The sequence below is a fragment of the Bradyrhizobium sp. 149 genome, assembly GCF_023073915.1.
Taxonomy (GTDB): Bacteria; Pseudomonadota; Alphaproteobacteria; order Rhizobiales; family Xanthobacteraceae; genus Bradyrhizobium.
Genome location: NZ_JADPKK010000020.1, coordinates 63,630 through 79,487, shown reverse-complemented (window position 1 = coordinate 79,487; position 15,858 = coordinate 63,630). Strand labels below are relative to the sequence as shown.

Genomic DNA, 15,858 nt, shown 5'->3' with positions numbered 1-15,858 from the left:
TGAATATGATAAGGGCTGGATCTGAGGGGCGCCGCATGGACCGCCGCGAGGTTCTGGCGCTTCTTGGGGCGACTGCGGCGCTGCCGGCCTCGGTGCTGGCCCAACCGAATGCGACGCGCCGGCTCGGCATGCTCTCGGTCACTGCCGCCGACGATGCGATCGGGCAGACGCGTAGCGCGGTCCTGGTCGAGGCGCTTGCCGGCCATGGCTGGAAGGAGCACGAGAGCCTCAAGATCGATTGGCGCAATGGCGGCGGCGACCGCGCGCGCATCGCGCAACTCGCCGACGAGCTCGTGGCGCTCAAGCCCGACATCCTGCTTGCGGTCGGCACGCCCTCGGTGGAAGAGCTGCGCCGGCGCACGACGACGATCCCGATCGTTTTCGCCGTCGTCACCGATCCCGTCAGCCAGGGTTTTGTCCAGACTCTCGCCCGTCCCGGCGGCAATATCACCGGCTTCACCGATTACGACGGCCCGCTGGCCGGCAAGTGGCTGGAGATGCTGACGCAGGTCACGCCAAGACCGTCGCGTGTCTTCGTCATCTACAATCCCGCCACCGCGCCGTTCGCGCCCCTGATGCTGCGTACGATCGAGGACGCTGGCCGCGCGCTCCACGTGACGGTGGAGCCCGCGCCGGTCCATGACACGGCCTCGATCGCCGCCCTGGCCGCGCGGAAAGACGGCGGCCTGCTGGTGCTGCCGGACTTCTTCACCATGTCCAACCGTGCGCATCTCCTGGCGGCGATCAGTGAAGCGCGCGTGCCCGCGGTGTTCTGGAGCCGCACTTTCGTCGGCGAGGGCGGGTTGATGTCCTACAGCACCGACAGCGCCGAGCAGCTCCGCCGCGCCGCCTCCTACATCGATCGCATCCTGAAGGGTGCGCGAGCGGCCGATCTGCCCGTCCAGAATCCCACCAAGTTCGAGCTGGCGATCAACTTGAAGACGGCCAAGGCGATTGGCGTCACGCTACCGCCAAGCCTGCTCGCAACCGCGAACGAGGTTATCGAGTAGGATTTGGCTGCGATCACCGGCATGGCTGGATTCGTTAATTTTCGCCGCTAGGTCTGCGCCTGCATGCTTTCAAGAGCGCCTCGCAAATACATAATCGCGACCATTCCTTCTCCCTGCGTCTTGTGTAGAATCGTGCCGATGCCGAAATCATGCACGACCGCTGAATCCTTCGCTCAACCCTTTCACTGAACCCTTCTGAACCCTTGGGGTCGTGATCCCGACCAATGACAGCGCGGGAAAGGGCGTTTTCCCGCCAACTTTTCCGCCTTGGAGGAAATATGAGCGGTTTCGACATTTTCGCGATTGTCCTGGTTTTGCTCGTCATCGTCACGCTGGTGGCCGGCGTGAAGACGGTGCCGCAGGGCTATGACTGGACCATCGAGCGGTTCGGCAAATACACCCAGACGCTGAGCCCCGGGCTCAATCTGATCGTGCCCTATTTCGATCGCGTCGGCCGCAAGATCAACATGATGGAGCAGGTGATCGACATCCCCGAGCAGGAGGTGATCACCAAGGACAACGCCACCGTGACGGTCGACGGCGTCGCCTTCTACCAGGTGTTCGACGCCGCCAAGGCGAGCTACGAAGTTTCCAACTTGACCCAGGCCATCACCGTCCTGACCATGACGAACATCCGCTCGGTGATGGGGGCTATGGATCTCGACCAGGTGCTGTCGCATCGCGACGAGATCAACGAGCGTCTGCTCCGCGTCGTCGATGCCGCGGTCTCGCCCTGGGGCCTCAAGGTCAACCGCATCGAGATCAAGGACATCGTGCCGCCGGCCGACCTCGTCGAAGCCATGGGCCGGCAGATGAAGGCCGAGCGCGTCAAGCGCGCCGACATTCTCGCGGCCGAAGGCCAGCGCCAGTCCGAGATCCTGCGCGCCGAGGGCGCCAAGCAGGGACAGATCCTCCAGGCCGAGGGCCGCAAGGAAGCCGCGTTCCGCGACGCCGAGGCCCGCGAGCGGTCCGCCGAGGCCGAGGCCAAGGCGACGCAGATGGTCAGTGAAGCGATTTCCAAAGGCGACGTCGCGGCGCTGAACTATTTTATCGCCGACAAGTATATCAAGGCCTTCGGGCAGTTCGCGGACTCGCCGAACCAGAAGATCATTATGCTGCCAGTGGAAGCCGTGAGCATGCTGGGCTCGCTCGCCGGCATCGGCGAGATCGCCAAGGCGACGTTCGGCGAAAGCGCGGCGTCCGCGGCCGCCGCCGCCCGCCGCGGCGGCTCGGTGCCTTCGTCCAGCCCGACACCGCCGGCGGTGCCGCCGCGGCAGGGATAGTGAAAGAGGTCGTGTCATGACCGACATGTTCGTATCGCTCGGTACCTGGAACTGGCTGATCTTCGGCTTCGTCCTGATGGCGCTGGAGGTGCTGGCGCCGGGAGTCTTCCTGTTCTGGCTCGGGCTCGCCGCGCTGCTGGTCGGCCTGCTCTCGTTCGCGGTCGCCATGTCCTGGCAGATCCAGCTCGTGGTGTTCGCGCTGTTTGCCGCCGCCGCCGTGCCGGTGTGGCGCCGCCTCGCCCGGCCGAAGTCGGATGCCAGTGCCAGTCCCTTTCTCAACAAGCGCGCCGACGCGTTGCTGGGCCGCGAGTTCACACTGGAGAAGCCGATCGTCGACGGCAACGGCACCATGCGCATCGGTGACACGGTGTGGCGCGTGGCGGGACCTGATACGCCGGCGGGGACACGTGTGAGGGTGGTGCAAGTGGACGGTGCGAATCTGACGGTAGCCGCGGCATAGCTTTGCGTCATTGCGAGCGAAGCGAAGCAATCCAGGATCTTTCGGCGCTGACAATCTGGATTTGCTTCGCTTCGCTCGCAATGACGAGTTTGTCGGGGCGGCATCGCCACACTCAAGCACCGCTCTCGCTGCACCACCTCTCCGCAAAACGGTGCAGCGGCATGAACTTCTCGCACAGCTCGCGCCCGAGCGGCGTCAAGCCGTAGCCTCCGCCTTCGCCCAGCTCCAGGAACCCCGCTTCACGCAGCTCGCTCAGCCGCGCCTGCAGCACGGTCGGTGAGGCCTCGTCGCAAGCCGTCCGCAGCGCGCGAGAGGTGAGAGGCCGTCCGCGCAATTCCCACAGGATCCGCAGGCTCCAGCGTCGCCCGAGCAGGTCGAGCAGCACCATGATCGGCCGCCCCGTGCGCGAGCCACGGACGCTGCGCGATCTGGAAGAGGTCTGTTTCGCCATCGCCGCCCTCTTGCGCGTTGCTACAGATAGTGTAGCGTATTGCTACATTAAATGTAGCAATAGAAACAGCCAATGTCCCAGGCCATACCGCGCATCGCCCCGCTCACCCCGCCTTATCCCCCGGAGATCCAGGCTCAGTTCGATCGCATCATGCGCGGTGCGCCGCCGCTGCTGCTGTTTCGGGTGATGGCGGGCCATACCCGCGCCTGGGACAAGTTTCGCGCCGGCGGCCTGCTCGATCCCGGCCCGCTGTCGTTGCGCCAGCGCGAGATCGTCATCGACCGCACCTGTGCGCTGAACAAATGCGAATATGAATGGGGTGTGCACGTCGCGATCTTCGCCGCGCCGGCGGGGCTCAGGGAGGCGGAGGTGCGTGCGACCGTGCAGGGCGATGCGGCGTCGTCGTGCTGGTCCCCGGCTGAGCAGGCGCTGATCGCCGCCGCCGACGCGCTGCATCACCGCGCGACGCTTGACGACGCCGAGTTCGCCGCGCTGTCGGCGCATTATGACGAGGCGCAGATTCTGGAGATCATGCTGCTATGCGGCTTCTACCGCACGGTGTCGTATCTGGCGAACGGGCTGCGGCTGCCGCTGGAGGAGCCGGCGGCAAGATTTCCGGCGTAGCTTTCAATCCTCATCCTGAGGAGCGCGTCTTCGCGCGTCTCGAAGGATGGAGGCCCGGCTGGTGGCCTCGCCCTTCGAGACGCGCGCGAAGGGCGCGCTCCTCAGGGTGAGGGTCTTCTGATTGCTTCGCTGCGCTCGCAATGACGGAGGCGAGAGAGCGCCCTAAGCCACGCCCGCCCGCAGCAGATCGTGCAGATGCACGATGCCGACGACCTTGTCTGCCTCGGTCACGACCAGCGTCGTGATCTTGCGGGTGTTGAGCACCTCGATCATCTCGGTGGCGAGCATCGAGGGCGGCACGGTCTTCGGCTGCCTGGTCATGATGTCGTCGACCGACGCCGTCAGCAGGTCGGGCCGCATGTGGCGGCGCAGATCGCCGTCGGTGATGATCCCGACAGCCTCGGTTGCATCGTTGACGATGCAGACGCAGCCGAGGCCCTTGGCCGACATCTCCATCACCGCGTCCGACATCTTGGTACCAAGCGGCTTGAGCGGAATCTCCGCGCCGGTGCGCATGTAGTCGCGGACGAATTTCAGCATCGCCCCTAACTTGCCGCCGGGGTGGAAATGCGCGAATTCCAGCGCTGTGAAGCCGCGGCCTTCGAGCAGCGCGATCGCGATGGCATCGCCGATCGCGACCTGCATCATCGTCGAGGTGGTCGGCGCCAGGTTGTGCGGGCAGGCCTCGCGCGCCTTCGGCAGTTCGATGACGATGTCGGCCGCTTGTCCCAGCGAGGACGCCGCGTTCGACGTCACCGCGATCATCGGGATCGCAAACCGCGCGGAATAATTCACGAGGGTCTTCATCTCCGGCTGCTCGCCGGACCAGGACAGCGCCATGATGACGTCGTCGGTGGTGATCATGCCGAGGTCGCCATGGGCAGCTTCAGCAGTGTGCACGAAGAAGGCGGGCGTGCCGGTCGAGGCCAACGTCGCCGCGATTTTGCGGCCCATATGGCCGGACTTGCCGAGCCCGGTGACGATGACGCGGCCTTTTGCGTTGCGGATCAGATCGACCGCCTTGGCGAAGCTCGCGCCAAGCGGGCCGCGCAGGGCGGCGGCGAGCGCGTTGATGCCGCCGGCTTCGGTTTCCAGCGTGCGGAGTGCGGATTCGACGCTGTCGGGAATGGGGCCGGATGATTGGGTCATCAGCGGTTTCGAACTCGGCATGTTCTGGTCCAGGGAGGAGGGCGTTCGCCCGTTGGCGCCTGCTTAGCACGCCATGGCCTTCGAGGCGACGAGGGTGCCCCAGCCCTCAACCGACCGTTAACCATAATTGTTTTAACTCCATTAACGATAGTTCCCGCCAGTCGGCGGAGGCGATCGCGAAAGTGTTTGATTTCGTTGGAGTTCTTCCATCGTGGGGTCGTCTCCAGGCACGAGCCGGAGCAAACGCGCGCATTTCCTGCGCGCTGCTTTGCCGTGCCTTGCGCTGACGATCCTCGGAAGCGTCCCCGTGGCCGCCCAGAGCCTCACTCCCGACCTGTTCAGCCCCAACCGCGGTGGCTTCGCCTTGCCCGACACGCTGCCGACGCGCCGTACCGCGGGCGTGCCGCAGGCACCGTCGGATGCGCTGCCGGCGCTGCCAGATCCCAATGCCGATTTGCGCAAGCGCCAGCAGACTCCGGCGCGCGCGGGCCAGAACCCGACGAACCAAAACCCGGCAAACCCGGTCCCGACCTACGGCCTGCCCGCTGCCAATGGCGCCAGCGCCTCCGGCTACGATTCGCTCAACCGCAAGCGGGTCAAGCCAAAGCTCTATCCCGGACAGCCGAAGCCGAAGCGCCCGGTCGGCCCCGGCTCGCCGGTGCCGCCGGCAACGCCGGAGCGAACGCTCGGCCCGCCGCGCATCGCGCCGCCGCCGTCCGAAACCGCGCACAAGACGCCGGTGCCGCCGGCGATGGCCGGCAACGTGCCGGGCCAGCCGCTGCGCCGCCGCCTCAAGCTTGACGACGATCCGTTCGGCGCGGTCGGCGACTATGCCGGCAGCTTTCTGATCAAGGGCGGCCTCGAGCTCTCCGCCGGTTACGACACCAACCCGGCGCGTTTGAACAAGCCGGTCGGCTCGCCCGCCTATGTGGTCGCGCCCGACCTTCTCGTGGCCTCCGATTGGGAGCGCCACGCGCTGGTCGCGGATCTGCGCGGCTCGTTCTCGGGCTACACCAACAACATGCCGGCGACGATCAACGGCTTTGCCTCGCCCTCGCCGGTCGAGGTCGATCGCCCCGACTTCACCGGGCATGTTGACGGCCGCATCGACGTCAATCGCGATCTCAAGCTGACCACGCAGCTGCGCCTGCGGCTCGCCACCGACAATCCCGGCAGCCCGAACGTGCAGGCCGGCCTGCAAAAATATCCTGTTTACGCCACCTACGGCACGACCGTCGGCTTCGACCAGACCTTCAACCGCTTCCAGGTCGCGGCGGGCGCGACGGTGGATCGCACCGCCTATACGGATTCCAAGCTCACCGACGGCTCGACCTTTGGCAATACCGACCGCGACTTCAACCAGTATGGCGGCGTGGGGCGCTTCTCCTACGAACTCAAGCCGGGCCTGAAGCCGTTCGTCGAGATCCAGGGCGATACGCGCGTGCACGACCAGGCCGCCGATCGCAACGGCTACTTCCGCGATTCAAACGGCGGCTACGCCAAGGTCGGCTCGTCCTTCGAGTTCTCACGCATCCTCACCGGCGAGGTCTCGGTCGGCTATTCCGCGCGCAACTATGTGGATCCACGCCTGAGCCAGCTCTCGGGCTTCCTCACCTCGGGCTCGCTGATCTGGAACGCGAGCGGCCTCACCACGGTGAAATTCGCCACCGACACGCAGATCGCCGAGACGACGATCCCTGGCTCATCCGGCGTGCTGGTGCACACCTACGCCGCCGAAGTCGATCACGATTTCCGCCGCTGGCTCACGGCCGTGGGCAAATTCACCTACGGCACCTACGACTATCAGGGCCAGAATCGCAACGACAAGACCTACTCGCTCGAAGGCAATCTGATTTACAAGCTCAACCGCAACATCTGGATCAAGGGCACGCTCCGCCACGACATCCTGGACTCGAACCAGCCGGGCTCGAGCTCGCAGGGCACGGTGGTGATGGTCGGGGTGAGGTTGCAGAATTGAGGGAGGCCGGTATGGCGGCTCGGATTACTTTGGACATCAACTCGGCTGGTGTATTCGAGTTATGGCTAAATCCCGAAGGCCGCGACCTTCTCGTAAGGGAACTGCTGGCCCTGAATGCGACCAACGAACATTTTCACTTGATGCCGAGTGAAGTCCCATCGGACGTGGAAGTTTCAACGCGTCCCTATCGGCCGGACGACAAGCTTCTCGGATACGGTAAGGTGCTGTTCCGGCTCGACGAGTGGGACGCACAGCACTTTCCGCACGTCTTGGGCTAAAGTCCGCCGCTCTCGCCACCCACACCACTGTCATGCCGCGCGCCGGCTGGGCGTCCAGTACGCCGCGGCCTCTCGGCTCGATGCTGGTGTCTCTGGAATACTGGATCGCCCGCTTTTGCGGGCGATGACACCGTTTGTAGAAATGGCAGCGGGGCGAAACTCAGCGCGGCAGATCCGTCTTCCCCATCAAAAACGTATCGATCGACCGTGCGCACAGCCGACCCTCGCGAATCGCCCACACCACCAGCGACTGGCCGCGGCGCATGTCGCCTGCCGTGAACACGTTCGGGCGCGAGGTCTGGTAGTCGAGTGTGTTGGCCTTGACGTTGCCGCGCGGGTCGAGCTCGACCGCGAGCTGCTTGAGCAGGCCCTCGTGCACGGGATGCACAAAACCCATCGCGAGCAGGACGAGGTCGGCGTCGAGTTCGAACTCGGTGCCGGCAATCGGCTTGAACTTGTCGTCGACGCGCACGCAGTGCAGCTTCTTGACCTGGCCGTTCTCGCCCGAAAACTTCTGCGTCAGCACGGCGAATTCGCGGATGGCGCCTTCGGCCTGGCTTGAGGACGTCCGCATCTTCAGCGGCCAGTTCGGCCAGGTGAGGCCCTTGTTCTCGCGCTCGGGCGGAGCGGGCATGATCTCGAGCTGGGTCACGGAGAGCGCGCCCTGGCGCAGCGAGGTGCCGATGCAGTCCGATCCGGTGTCGCCGCCGCCGATGACGACGACATGCTTGCCGCCGGCCAAAATCTCCTGGACGCCGCCCAGCGGCTCCTCGGAGACGCGGCGGTTCTGCTGCGGCAGGAAGTCCATGGCGTAGTGGATGCCGGCGAGGTCGCGGCCGGGGATCGGCAGGTCGCGCGGGGCTTCGGCGCCGCCGGTCAGTGCGACGGCGTCGTACTCGTTGAGCATCTCGCGCGGGTCGACATTGCCGTCAACGCCGACATGGCTGTTGTAGTGGAAGGTGACTCCTTCAGCTTCCATCTGCGCCACGCGGCGGTCGATCACGTTCTTTTCCATCTTGAAGTCGGGGATGCCGTAACGGAGCAGTCCGCCTGCCTTGGCGAACTTCTCGAACAGATGCACGTCGTGGCCGGCGCGCGCGAGCTGCTGCGCGCAGGCCATGCCGGCTGGACCCGAGCCGATCACCGCGACCTTCTTGCCGGTCTTGTGGGCGGCGACCTCCGGCTTCAGCCAGCCATTGTCCCAGGCGCGGTCGACGATCGCGCATTCGATGGTCTTGATGGTGACGGGGTTGTCGTCGATGTTGAGCGTGCAGGAGGCTTCACACGGCGCCGGACAGATACGCCCCGTGAACTCCGGGAAATTGTTGGTCGAGTGCAGATTGCGCGAAGCTTCTTCCCAGTTGCCCTGATAGACGAGGTCGTTCCAGTCCGGGATCTGGTTGTTGACCGGGCAGCCCGGCGTGCCGGGCGCGACCGAGCCGGTGCCGTGGCAATAAGGAATGCCGCAGTTCATGCAGCGCGCGGCCTGGTCCCGCGTTTCCTTTTCGGAGAGGGGAACGACGAATTCGTGAAAATGCTTCACGCGCTCGGCGACCGGGATGTACTTGCGGTCATGCCGTTCGATTTCGAGAAAACCCGTGATCTTGCCCATTAAACCCGAAGTCCCTGCCGCTTAAATTCGTTTGTGCTTCCCCACCGTCATTGCGAGGAGCGAAGCGACGAAGCAATCCAGTGTATCCGAGGAGAAAGTCTGGATTGCTTCGCTGCGCTTGCAATGACGGGCGCTGATATTCTTACGCCCCGATCGCGATTTTCGGCTCGGCGTCCGCGTTGGCGGCCATTTCGCGCAGCGCGCGCCGGTACTCGACCGGCATCACCTTGCGGAATTTGGGCAGCCAGTCCTTCCAATTGGCAAGGATGTCGGCGGCGCGCCTGGAGCCGGTCGCCTTGGCGTGGCGCGTGATCAGGACGTGCAGCCGCTCGACGTCGGAGTCGAGCAGGTCCTTGAACACGTCGACCCGGCCATGCGCCTCGAGGTCACCGGTGTGGTGATAGGTGCCGGCGTTGATCAGCTCCTCGGACAGCACCGGCTCGAGCTCGACCATCGCCATGTTGCAGAGCTTGTCGAAGTCGCCGCTCTCGTCGAGCACATAGGCGATGCCGCCGGACATGCCGGCCGCGAAGTTGCGCCCGGTCTTGCCGAGCACGACCACGATGCCGCCGGTCATGTATTCGCAGCAATGATCGCCGGCGCCCTCGACCACGGCGACCGCGCCGGAGTTGCGCACGGCAAAGCGTTCGCCGGCGACACCGCGGAAGTAGCACTCGCCATCGGTCGCGCCGTACATCACGGTGTTGCCGACGATGATGCTCTCTTCGGGCACGATGGCGCTGTTGGCCGGCGGCTTGACGATGATCTTGCCACCCGAGAGGCCCTTGCCGACATAGTCGTTGGCTTCACCCTCGAGCTCGAAGGTGACGCCATGCGCGAGCCAGGCGCCGAAGGCCTGCCCGGCGGTGCCCTTGAGGCTGACATGGATGGTGTCATGCGGCAGGCCGGCATTGCCGTAGATCTTGGCGACCGTACCGGACAGCATCGCGCCGGCGGAACGGTTGGTGCTGTTGATCCTGGCCTCGATCTTCACCGGCGCACCGCGGTCGAGCGCAGGCGTCGCCTTCTCGATCAGGGTGCGATCGAGCACGGCTTCCAGATGATGGTTCTGGCGCTCGGAGTGATAGATCTTCTGGCCCTTCTCTTCCTTCTGCTTGACGAACAGCTTTGAGAAGTCGAGCCCCTTGGCCTTCCAGTGCGCCACCAGCCTGGTCTGGTCGAGCAGTTGGACCTGGCCAACCATCTCGTTGAAGCTGCGGAAGCCGAGCGAGGCCATGATTTCGCGGACTTCCTCGGCGACGAAGAAGAAGTAATTGATCACGTGCTCGGGCTGGCCGGTGAAGCGCTTGCGCAGCACCGGGTCTTGCGTCGCGACGCCGACCGGGCAGGTGTTGAGGTGGCACTTGCGCATCATGATGCATCCGGCCGCGATCAGCGGCGCGGTGGCGAAGCCGAACTCGTCGGCGCCGAGCAGCGCGCCGATCACGACGTCACGTCCGGTGCGGAAGCCGCCGTCGACCTGGACCACGATGCGGCTGCGCAGCCGCTCGCGCACCAGCGTCTGGTGGGTTTCTGCGAGGCCGATTTCCCAAGGGCTGCCGGCGTGCTTGATCGAGGTGAGCGGTGAAGCGCCGGTGCCGCCCTCGAAGCCCGCGATGGTGACATGGTCGGCGCGCGCCTTGGCGACGCCCGCGGCCACCGTGCCGACGCCGATCTCGGAGACGAGCTTGACCGAGACGTCGCCCGCCGGGTTGACGTTCTTGAGGTCGTAGATGAGCTGCGCCAGATCCTCGATCGAGTAGATGTCGTGATGCGGCGGCGGCGAGATCAGGCCGACGCCCGGCGTCGAATGCCGGACCTTTGCGATGGTCGCGTCGACCTTGTGGCCGGGCAACTGGCCGCCTTCGCCCGGCTTTGCACCCTGCGCCATCTTGATCTGCATCATGTCGGAGTTGACGAGATACTCCGTGGTGACGCCGAAACGGCCCGAGGCGACCTGCTTGATCGCCGAGCGCATGCTGTCGCCGTTCGGCATCGGCTTGAAGCGGTCGGCTTCCTCGCCGCCTTCGCCGGTGTTCGACTTGCCGCCGATCCGGTTCATGGCGATCGCGAGCGTGGTGTGCGCCTCGCGCGAGATCGAGCCGAACGACATGGCCCCCGTCGCGAAACGCCTGACGATGTCCTTGGCCGGCTCGACCTGGTCGAGCGGCACCGGCTTGCGCTTCTCTTCCTCGGCGTTCTTGATCCGGAACAGGCCGCGCAGCGTCAACAGACGCTCTGACTGCTCGTTCAGGATCTTCGCGAAAGCGCGGTAGCGGTCCAGCGAATTGCCGCGCGCGGCGTGCTGGAGCAACCCCACCGACTCGGCGGTCCATGCATGGTCCTCGCCGCGGCTGCGATAGGCATATTCGCCGCCGACGTCGAGCGAGGTCTTGTAGACGAGAGCATCGCCGAACGCGTCGGCATGGCGGCGCACGGCCTCTTCGGCGATCTCGCCGAGACCGACGCCCTCGACGCGGGTGTGCGTGCCGGCGAAGAATTTTCCGACGAATTCCGCCTTGAGGCCGATGGCGTCGAAGATCTGCGCGCCGCAATAGGACTGGTAGGTCGAGATGCCCATCTTGGACATCACCTTGAGCAGGCCCTTGCCGATTGACTTGATATAGCGCTTGACGATTTCGTAGTCGTCGAGCGAGCCGGGCAGGCGGTCCTTCATCGCGATGATGGTCTCGAACGCGAGATAAGGATTGATCGCTTCCGCGCCGTAGCCCGCGAGACAGGCGAAGTGATGCACTTCGCGCGGCTCGCCGGATTCTACGACGAGACCGACCGAGGTGCGCAATCCCGTGCGGATCAGATGATGATGCACGGCGGCGCAGGCCAGCAGCGACGGGATCGGAACCCGGTCGGTGCCGACCATGCGGTCGGACAGGATGATGATGTTGACGCCCTCGCGCACCGCGCTTTCGGCGCGCGCGCAGAGCTCGTCCAGCACCTGGTCCATGCCGGCTGCGCCGAGACCGGCGTGGAAGGTGGTGTCCAGCGTGCGCGACTTGAAGTGCGATTCCGCCACATCAGAGATCGAGCGGATCTTTTCGAGGTCCGCGTCGGTCAGGATCGGCTGGCGCGCTTCGAGGCGCTTGGTGGTGGCAAGGCCTTGCAGGTCGAACAGGTTCGGCCGCGGTCCGATGATGGAGACGAGGCTCATCACCAGCTCCTCGCGGATCGGGTCGATCGGCGGGTTGGTGACCTGCGCAAAGTTCTGCTTGAAGTAGGTGAACAGCGGCTTGGCCTTGTCCGACAGCGCCGAGATCGGCGTGTCGTTGCCCATCGAGCCCGCGGCTTCCTCGCCGATAGAGGCCATCGGCGTCATCAGGATGGTGATGTCTTCCTGGCTGTAACCAAACGCCTGCTGCCGATCGAGCAGCGACAGGTTGGAGCGCACGCCGGTGGTCGGCACCTTCGGCAGATCTTCCAGCACGATCTGGGTCCGCTCCAGCCACTCCGTGTAGGGATGGCTCCTGGCGAGCTCGGCCTTGATCTCGTCGTCGGGAATGAGGCGGCCCTGCTCGAGATCGACCAGCAGCATCTTGCCGGGCTGCAAGCGCCACTTGGTGATGATCTGGTCTTCGGGAATCGTCAGCACGCCCATCTCGGACGCCATCACAATGCGGTCGTCCTTGGTGACAAGATAGCGCGCCGGCCGCAGGCCATTGCGGTCGAGCGTGGCGCCGATCTGGCGGCCGTCGGTGAAGGCGATCGCGGCGGGGCCGTCCCACGGCTCCATCAGGGCGGCATGATATTCGTAGAAGGCGCGGCGCTTCTCATCCATCAGGGGATTGCCGGCCCATGCCTCCGGAATCATCATCATGACGGCATGCGGCAGCGAGTAGCCGCCCTGCACCAGGAATTCGAGCGCGTTGTCGAAGCAGGCGGTGTCCGACTGGCCTTCATAGGAGATCGGCCAGAGCCGGTTGATGTCCTTGCCGTAGAGCTCGGAGCTCACCGAGGCCTGACGCGCCGCCATCCAGTTGGTGTTGCCGCGCAGCGTGTTGATCTCGCCGTTATGCGCGATCATGCGGTAGGGATGCGCCAGCGACCAGGCCGGGAAGGTGTTGGTCGAGAAGCGCTGGTGAACGAGTGCGAGCGCGCTCTCGAAATCCACCTCGTGCAGATCGGGATAATACTTGCCGAGCTGGTCGGCGAGGAACATGCCCTTGTAGATCACGGTGCGGCACGACATCGAGCACGGATAATAGCCGGCGAGGCCGCGGTCGCGGCGTTGATAGATCGCCTGCGAGATCGACTTGCGCAGGATGTAGAGCCGGCGTTCGAAATCGTCCTCGGTCTTGGCGGTGCCGTTGCGGCCGATGAACACCTGCATGCAGGCGGGCTCGGTCGGCTTCACGGTGACGCCGAGCGAAGAGTTGTCGGTCGGCACGTCGCGCCAGCCGAGCAGCGTCAGGCCCTCTTCCTTGATCTGGTCGGCGATGATGCTCTTGATGACGTTGCGCCAGGCGGTGTCGCGCGGCATGAACAGCGCGCCGATGGCGTATTCGCCGGGGTTGGGCAGCGCGAAGCCGAGCTCTTTCGCCTTGCGGCTGAAGAAGGCGTGCGGGATCTGCACCAGAATGCCGGCGCCGTCACCGGCGCGCGGGTCGGCGCCGACGGCGCCGCGGTGCTCGAGGTTGCAGAGGATGCTCAGCGCGTCCGCGACGATCTCGTGCGACTTCTTGCCCTTGATGTTGGCGATGAAGCCGACGCCGCAGGAATCCTTTTCCAGGCTCGGATCGTAGAGGCCTACGGCCGGCGGGCGTGAATTGTGTTCCTGAATCGGATCGGCCGTTTTCGAGGCGACCGTCGCCGACAGTTGTTCTGCCACGATGTTTCCGCGCTCGACTTGCGACCCGTTCATGTCCTCGTCCTCTCCATGCGGCAAGCTGCCTCACCGCCATCTTCGGCGCACCTTGGGCGTCCCGCGGCACCCGCTTCTGGGTCACCGCTCGTCCGCTCGCGAGCCGCATTTTCTTAAATTCAGGCCAAGGCGCTCTTCGTCCCCGAGAACGGCTTTGCCTGTTGCCTTCTTGGCGCTCGAAAGCACCGACTTTAGTTGCAATCCCTATGCCGGAACCGCAAGCAAAATTGAGACAGTCTTCCTGTCCTAACCATCACCTTGCCAAATTTTTGTCTATCACACAAGCGCGTGCAAGTCCCGATTCCCCATATGTCAATCAATCGCTTTCCAAAAGTTGCGCGGCCCCGGTTTTGAAGCAAACACGCCCTGATCCGGCCCCGCCGACGCCGGAATCCTCAATAAAGCTTCGGACCGACCCTTCGAAAGGCGCGCCACGCCACCAGAAGCGAAAGAGCGCGATCCATCCGGGGCCTGACAGGAGCGTCTCGACCATGAAGTTTTTCACAGGATGTGTGGCCGCTGCCACGCTGGTGCTGGCTGCCACCGCGGCTCAGGCGCAGGTTCCGGCGAGCGGTATCGGGAGCGGAGCCGCTATGGTGGTGTCGGATTTCGACGGCCCCTATGCGCCATCGGACGCCGCGCCGCCACCATCGCCGCGTTACGGCTACGGTTATGGCTACGAAGAACGCGGGCCGGCCCCGGTGCTGCTGCCATCGATCGAGGTCTACGCGGTGCTGCGCGAAAACGGCTTCTCGCCGCTGGGCATCCCGCGCCTGCGCGGCAGCGTTTACACCATCGCGGTGATCGACCACCGCGGCGAGGACGGCCGGCTGGTGATCGATGCCCGCGACGGAAGAATCTTGCGCTTCATGCCGGCGGCTGACGCTTACGGCATGGCGCCAAGCTACGAGCAGCCCGCAGTGGTGCCCTACCGCCCGCAAAGCGCGCTGCCGCCGCCGACCATGGTGCGCAGCGGCCCGCCACGCCCACCGGCCCCGATCCCGCATGTCGCCAGCCGCACCGTACCGCTGCCGAAGGCGGCACCGCAGCGCGAGGCGCCGGTCGCCGCCACCAAGTCGGCCGAGCCTGCGACGCCGCAGGCCCAGGCGCCGCAGGCTCAACCTGCACAGCCATCACAGCAGACCGCTGCCGTACAGCCCAAGCCGGCCGAGGCCGCGCCGCAAGTGGCCGCTGCGCCAACGGCGGGTCAGGCAAAGCCCGCGCCGGCGATCCTGCCGACGCAGGAGATGCCAGCGGCGCAGGGTCTGGATTAGAGCGCAGTCGTAACAAAAAGCGCCCGATGGCTCGGGCGCTTTTGCATCGGAGCGACGGCGTCTCAGCTGTGCCTGTACCGCGCCGCTTCCAGGATCAAATTCGCCACTTCCTTCGCGTGCGACACCAGCGAGAGGTGGCCGGCCTCGAGCTCGATCGTGGTGGCGTTCATGCGCTTGGCGAGGAAGCGTTCGAGATCGGGATTGATGGTGTAGTCGTTCTTGGACACCGCATACCAGTTCGGCTTGGAACGCCATGCCGCCTCCGTGGTGCGACCGGCGAAGATCGAAGCGGCCGTCGGCCATTGCACGGCATAGAGCGCCTTGGCCTGCTCCGGCCTAACGCCATTGGCAAAATACTTCAGGAAGGATTCTTCCGAGAGCTTGGTGTAACCATCGTGCTCGACGATGCCGGCGCGCACCGGGCCGGTTGGGAATTGCTTCGACAACGCGACGAAATCCTCATTGGCATCGGGCGCACGTGCGGCGACATAGACGAGACCGGTGACCTTCGGGTCGGTGCCGACCTGGCTGATCACGGTGCCGCCCCAGGAATGCGCGACCAGCACGGTCGGACCATCCTGTTCGGCCAGCGCGCGCTTGGTCGCCTCGACTGACTCGGCGAGCGAGCTCAGCGGATTCTGCACGGCGGTCACGTGCAGGCCTGCGGCCTGAAGGATCGGTATCACCTCTGACCAGCTCGATCCGTCGGCCCAGGCGCCGTGCACCAGCACGACGTTCTTGGCCTTCACGGTCTGCGGCGTCTGCGCGTGAGCAAGGCTGATGGGAGCGGCCAACAGGCTCGCGGCGACGAAAAGGCTGCGCCAAAGTGTCATCATCGTTCTCCGTCTTGTTTTGGGTGCGAT

Annotated in this window: 13 protein-coding genes; 7 read left to right on the top strand and 6 right to left on the bottom strand. The window is 65.1% G+C overall.

Annotation, left to right across the window (positions count from 1 at the left end; translation table 11 throughout):
- Positions 1-35: 35 nt before the first annotated feature.
- The 3 genes from IVA88_RS15370 to IVA88_RS15360 all read left to right on the top strand — a co-directional run bounded on the left by IVA88_RS15370 (position 36) and on the right by IVA88_RS15360 (position 2,753).
- The gene (locus IVA88_RS15370; protein WP_247498086.1) at positions 36-1,010 is read left to right on the top strand and encodes an ABC transporter substrate-binding protein; all 975 of its coding nucleotides are present in this window, start codon (positions 36-38) and stop codon (positions 1,008-1,010) included.
- 278 nt (positions 1,011-1,288) lie between these two features.
- Positions 1,289-2,293: an SPFH domain-containing protein gene (locus IVA88_RS15365; protein WP_247498085.1), complete on the top strand. Its 1,005-nt coding sequence runs from the start codon at positions 1,289-1,291 to the stop codon at positions 2,291-2,293.
- 16 nt (positions 2,294-2,309) lie between these two features.
- Complete coding sequence (locus IVA88_RS15360) at positions 2,310-2,753, top strand: NfeD family protein (RefSeq protein ID WP_247498084.1); 444 nt, start codon at positions 2,310-2,312, stop codon at positions 2,751-2,753.
- A gap of 112 nt (positions 2,754-2,865) precedes the next feature.
- Here the strand turns inward: IVA88_RS15360 and IVA88_RS15355 are convergent, their stop codons facing one another.
- Positions 2,866-3,204, bottom strand: a complete 339-nt coding sequence (locus IVA88_RS15355; RefSeq protein WP_247498083.1) for a winged helix-turn-helix transcriptional regulator — start codon at positions 3,202-3,204, stop codon at positions 2,866-2,868.
- A 72-nt stretch (positions 3,205-3,276) separates the two neighbouring features.
- Here IVA88_RS15355 and IVA88_RS15350 point away from each other — a divergent pair, with 72 nt between their 5' ends.
- Positions 3,277-3,828 carry a carboxymuconolactone decarboxylase family protein gene (locus IVA88_RS15350; RefSeq protein WP_247498082.1) on the top strand — a complete coding sequence of 184 codons (552 nt, stop codon included), beginning with the start codon at positions 3,277-3,279 and terminating at the stop codon, positions 3,826-3,828.
- Between the two features lie 162 nt (positions 3,829-3,990).
- Here the strand turns inward: IVA88_RS15350 and IVA88_RS15345 are convergent, their stop codons facing one another.
- Entirely contained in the window at positions 3,991-4,998 is a 1,008-nt protein-coding gene (locus IVA88_RS15345; RefSeq protein WP_247498081.1) for a KpsF/GutQ family sugar-phosphate isomerase, read from the bottom strand.
- 190 nt (positions 4,999-5,188) lie between these two features.
- Here IVA88_RS15345 and IVA88_RS15340 point away from each other — a divergent pair, with 190 nt between their 5' ends.
- Positions 5,189-6,955 (top strand): outer membrane beta-barrel protein, encoded by a 1,767-nt coding sequence (locus tag IVA88_RS15340; protein ID WP_247498080.1) that lies wholly within the window; start codon positions 5,189-5,191, stop codon positions 6,953-6,955.
- Positions 6,956-6,966: 11 nt separating this feature from the next.
- Entirely contained in the window at positions 6,967-7,233 is a 267-nt protein-coding gene (locus IVA88_RS15335; RefSeq protein ID WP_247498079.1) for a hypothetical protein, read from the top strand.
- Between the two features lie 160 nt (positions 7,234-7,393).
- On the opposite strand, the gene IVA88_RS15330 is transcribed toward IVA88_RS15335, so the two are convergent.
- From IVA88_RS15330 to IVA88_RS15320, 3 genes are all read right to left on the bottom strand, one after another.
- A complete protein-coding gene (locus tag IVA88_RS15330; RefSeq protein WP_247498078.1) occupies positions 7,394-8,845 on the bottom strand; it encodes a glutamate synthase subunit beta in 1,452 nt (483 codons plus the stop codon).
- Positions 8,846-8,987: 142 nt separating this feature from the next.
- Positions 8,988-13,721 (bottom strand): glutamate synthase large subunit, encoded by a 4,734-nt coding sequence (gene gltB, locus IVA88_RS15325; protein WP_247498077.1) that lies wholly within the window; start codon positions 13,719-13,721, stop codon positions 8,988-8,990.
- A gap of 316 nt (positions 13,722-14,037) precedes the next feature.
- Positions 14,038-14,214: a hypothetical protein gene (locus IVA88_RS15320; protein WP_247498076.1), complete on the bottom strand. Its 177-nt coding sequence runs from the start codon at positions 14,212-14,214 to the stop codon at positions 14,038-14,040.
- Between IVA88_RS15320 and IVA88_RS15315 the strand changes: the two genes are divergently transcribed.
- Positions 14,213-14,995, top strand: a complete 783-nt coding sequence (locus IVA88_RS15315) for a hypothetical protein (RefSeq protein ID WP_247498075.1) — start codon at positions 14,213-14,215, stop codon at positions 14,993-14,995. The two genes, IVA88_RS15320 and IVA88_RS15315, sit on opposite strands and share 2 nt — an antisense overlap.
- A gap of 62 nt (positions 14,996-15,057) precedes the next feature.
- On the opposite strand, the gene IVA88_RS15310 is transcribed toward IVA88_RS15315, so the two are convergent.
- A complete protein-coding gene (locus tag IVA88_RS15310) occupies positions 15,058-15,828 on the bottom strand; it encodes an alpha/beta hydrolase (protein ID WP_247498423.1) in 771 nt (256 codons plus the stop codon).
- Positions 15,829-15,858: the final 30 nt, after the last annotated feature.

Bases quoted from the DNA above. Each gene is read 5' to 3' on its own strand.
- IVA88_RS15370 (WP_247498086.1), top strand. From the start codon at position 36: ATGGACCGCCGCGAGGTTCTGGCGCTTCTTGGGGCGACTGCGGCGCTG.
- IVA88_RS15365 (WP_247498085.1), top strand. From the start codon at position 1,289: ATGAGCGGTTTCGACATTTTCGCGATTGTCCTGGTTTTGCTCGTCATC.
- IVA88_RS15360 (WP_247498084.1), top strand. From the start codon at position 2,310: ATGACCGACATGTTCGTATCGCTCGGTACCTGGAACTGGCTGATCTTC.
- IVA88_RS15355 (WP_247498083.1), bottom strand. From the start codon at position 3,204: ATGGCGAAACAGACCTCTTCCAGATCGCGCAGCGTCCGTGGCTCGCGC.
- IVA88_RS15350 (WP_247498082.1), top strand. From the start codon at position 3,277: ATGTCCCAGGCCATACCGCGCATCGCCCCGCTCACCCCGCCTTATCCC.
- IVA88_RS15345 (WP_247498081.1), bottom strand. From the start codon at position 4,998: ATGCCGAGTTCGAAACCGCTGATGACCCAATCATCCGGCCCCATTCCC.
- IVA88_RS15335 (WP_247498079.1), top strand. From the start codon at position 6,967: ATGGCGGCTCGGATTACTTTGGACATCAACTCGGCTGGTGTATTCGAG.
- IVA88_RS15330 (WP_247498078.1), bottom strand. From the start codon at position 8,845: ATGGGCAAGATCACGGGTTTTCTCGAAATCGAACGGCATGACCGCAAG.
- gltB (WP_247498077.1), bottom strand. From the start codon at position 13,721: ATGAACGGGTCGCAAGTCGAGCGCGGAAACATCGTGGCAGAACAACTG.
- IVA88_RS15315 (WP_247498075.1), top strand. From the start codon at position 14,213: ATGAAGTTTTTCACAGGATGTGTGGCCGCTGCCACGCTGGTGCTGGCT.
- IVA88_RS15320 (WP_247498076.1), bottom strand. From the start codon at position 14,214: ATGGTCGAGACGCTCCTGTCAGGCCCCGGATGGATCGCGCTCTTTCGC.
- IVA88_RS15310 (WP_247498423.1), bottom strand. From the start codon at position 15,828: ATGACACTTTGGCGCAGCCTTTTCGTCGCCGCGAGCCTGTTGGCCGCT.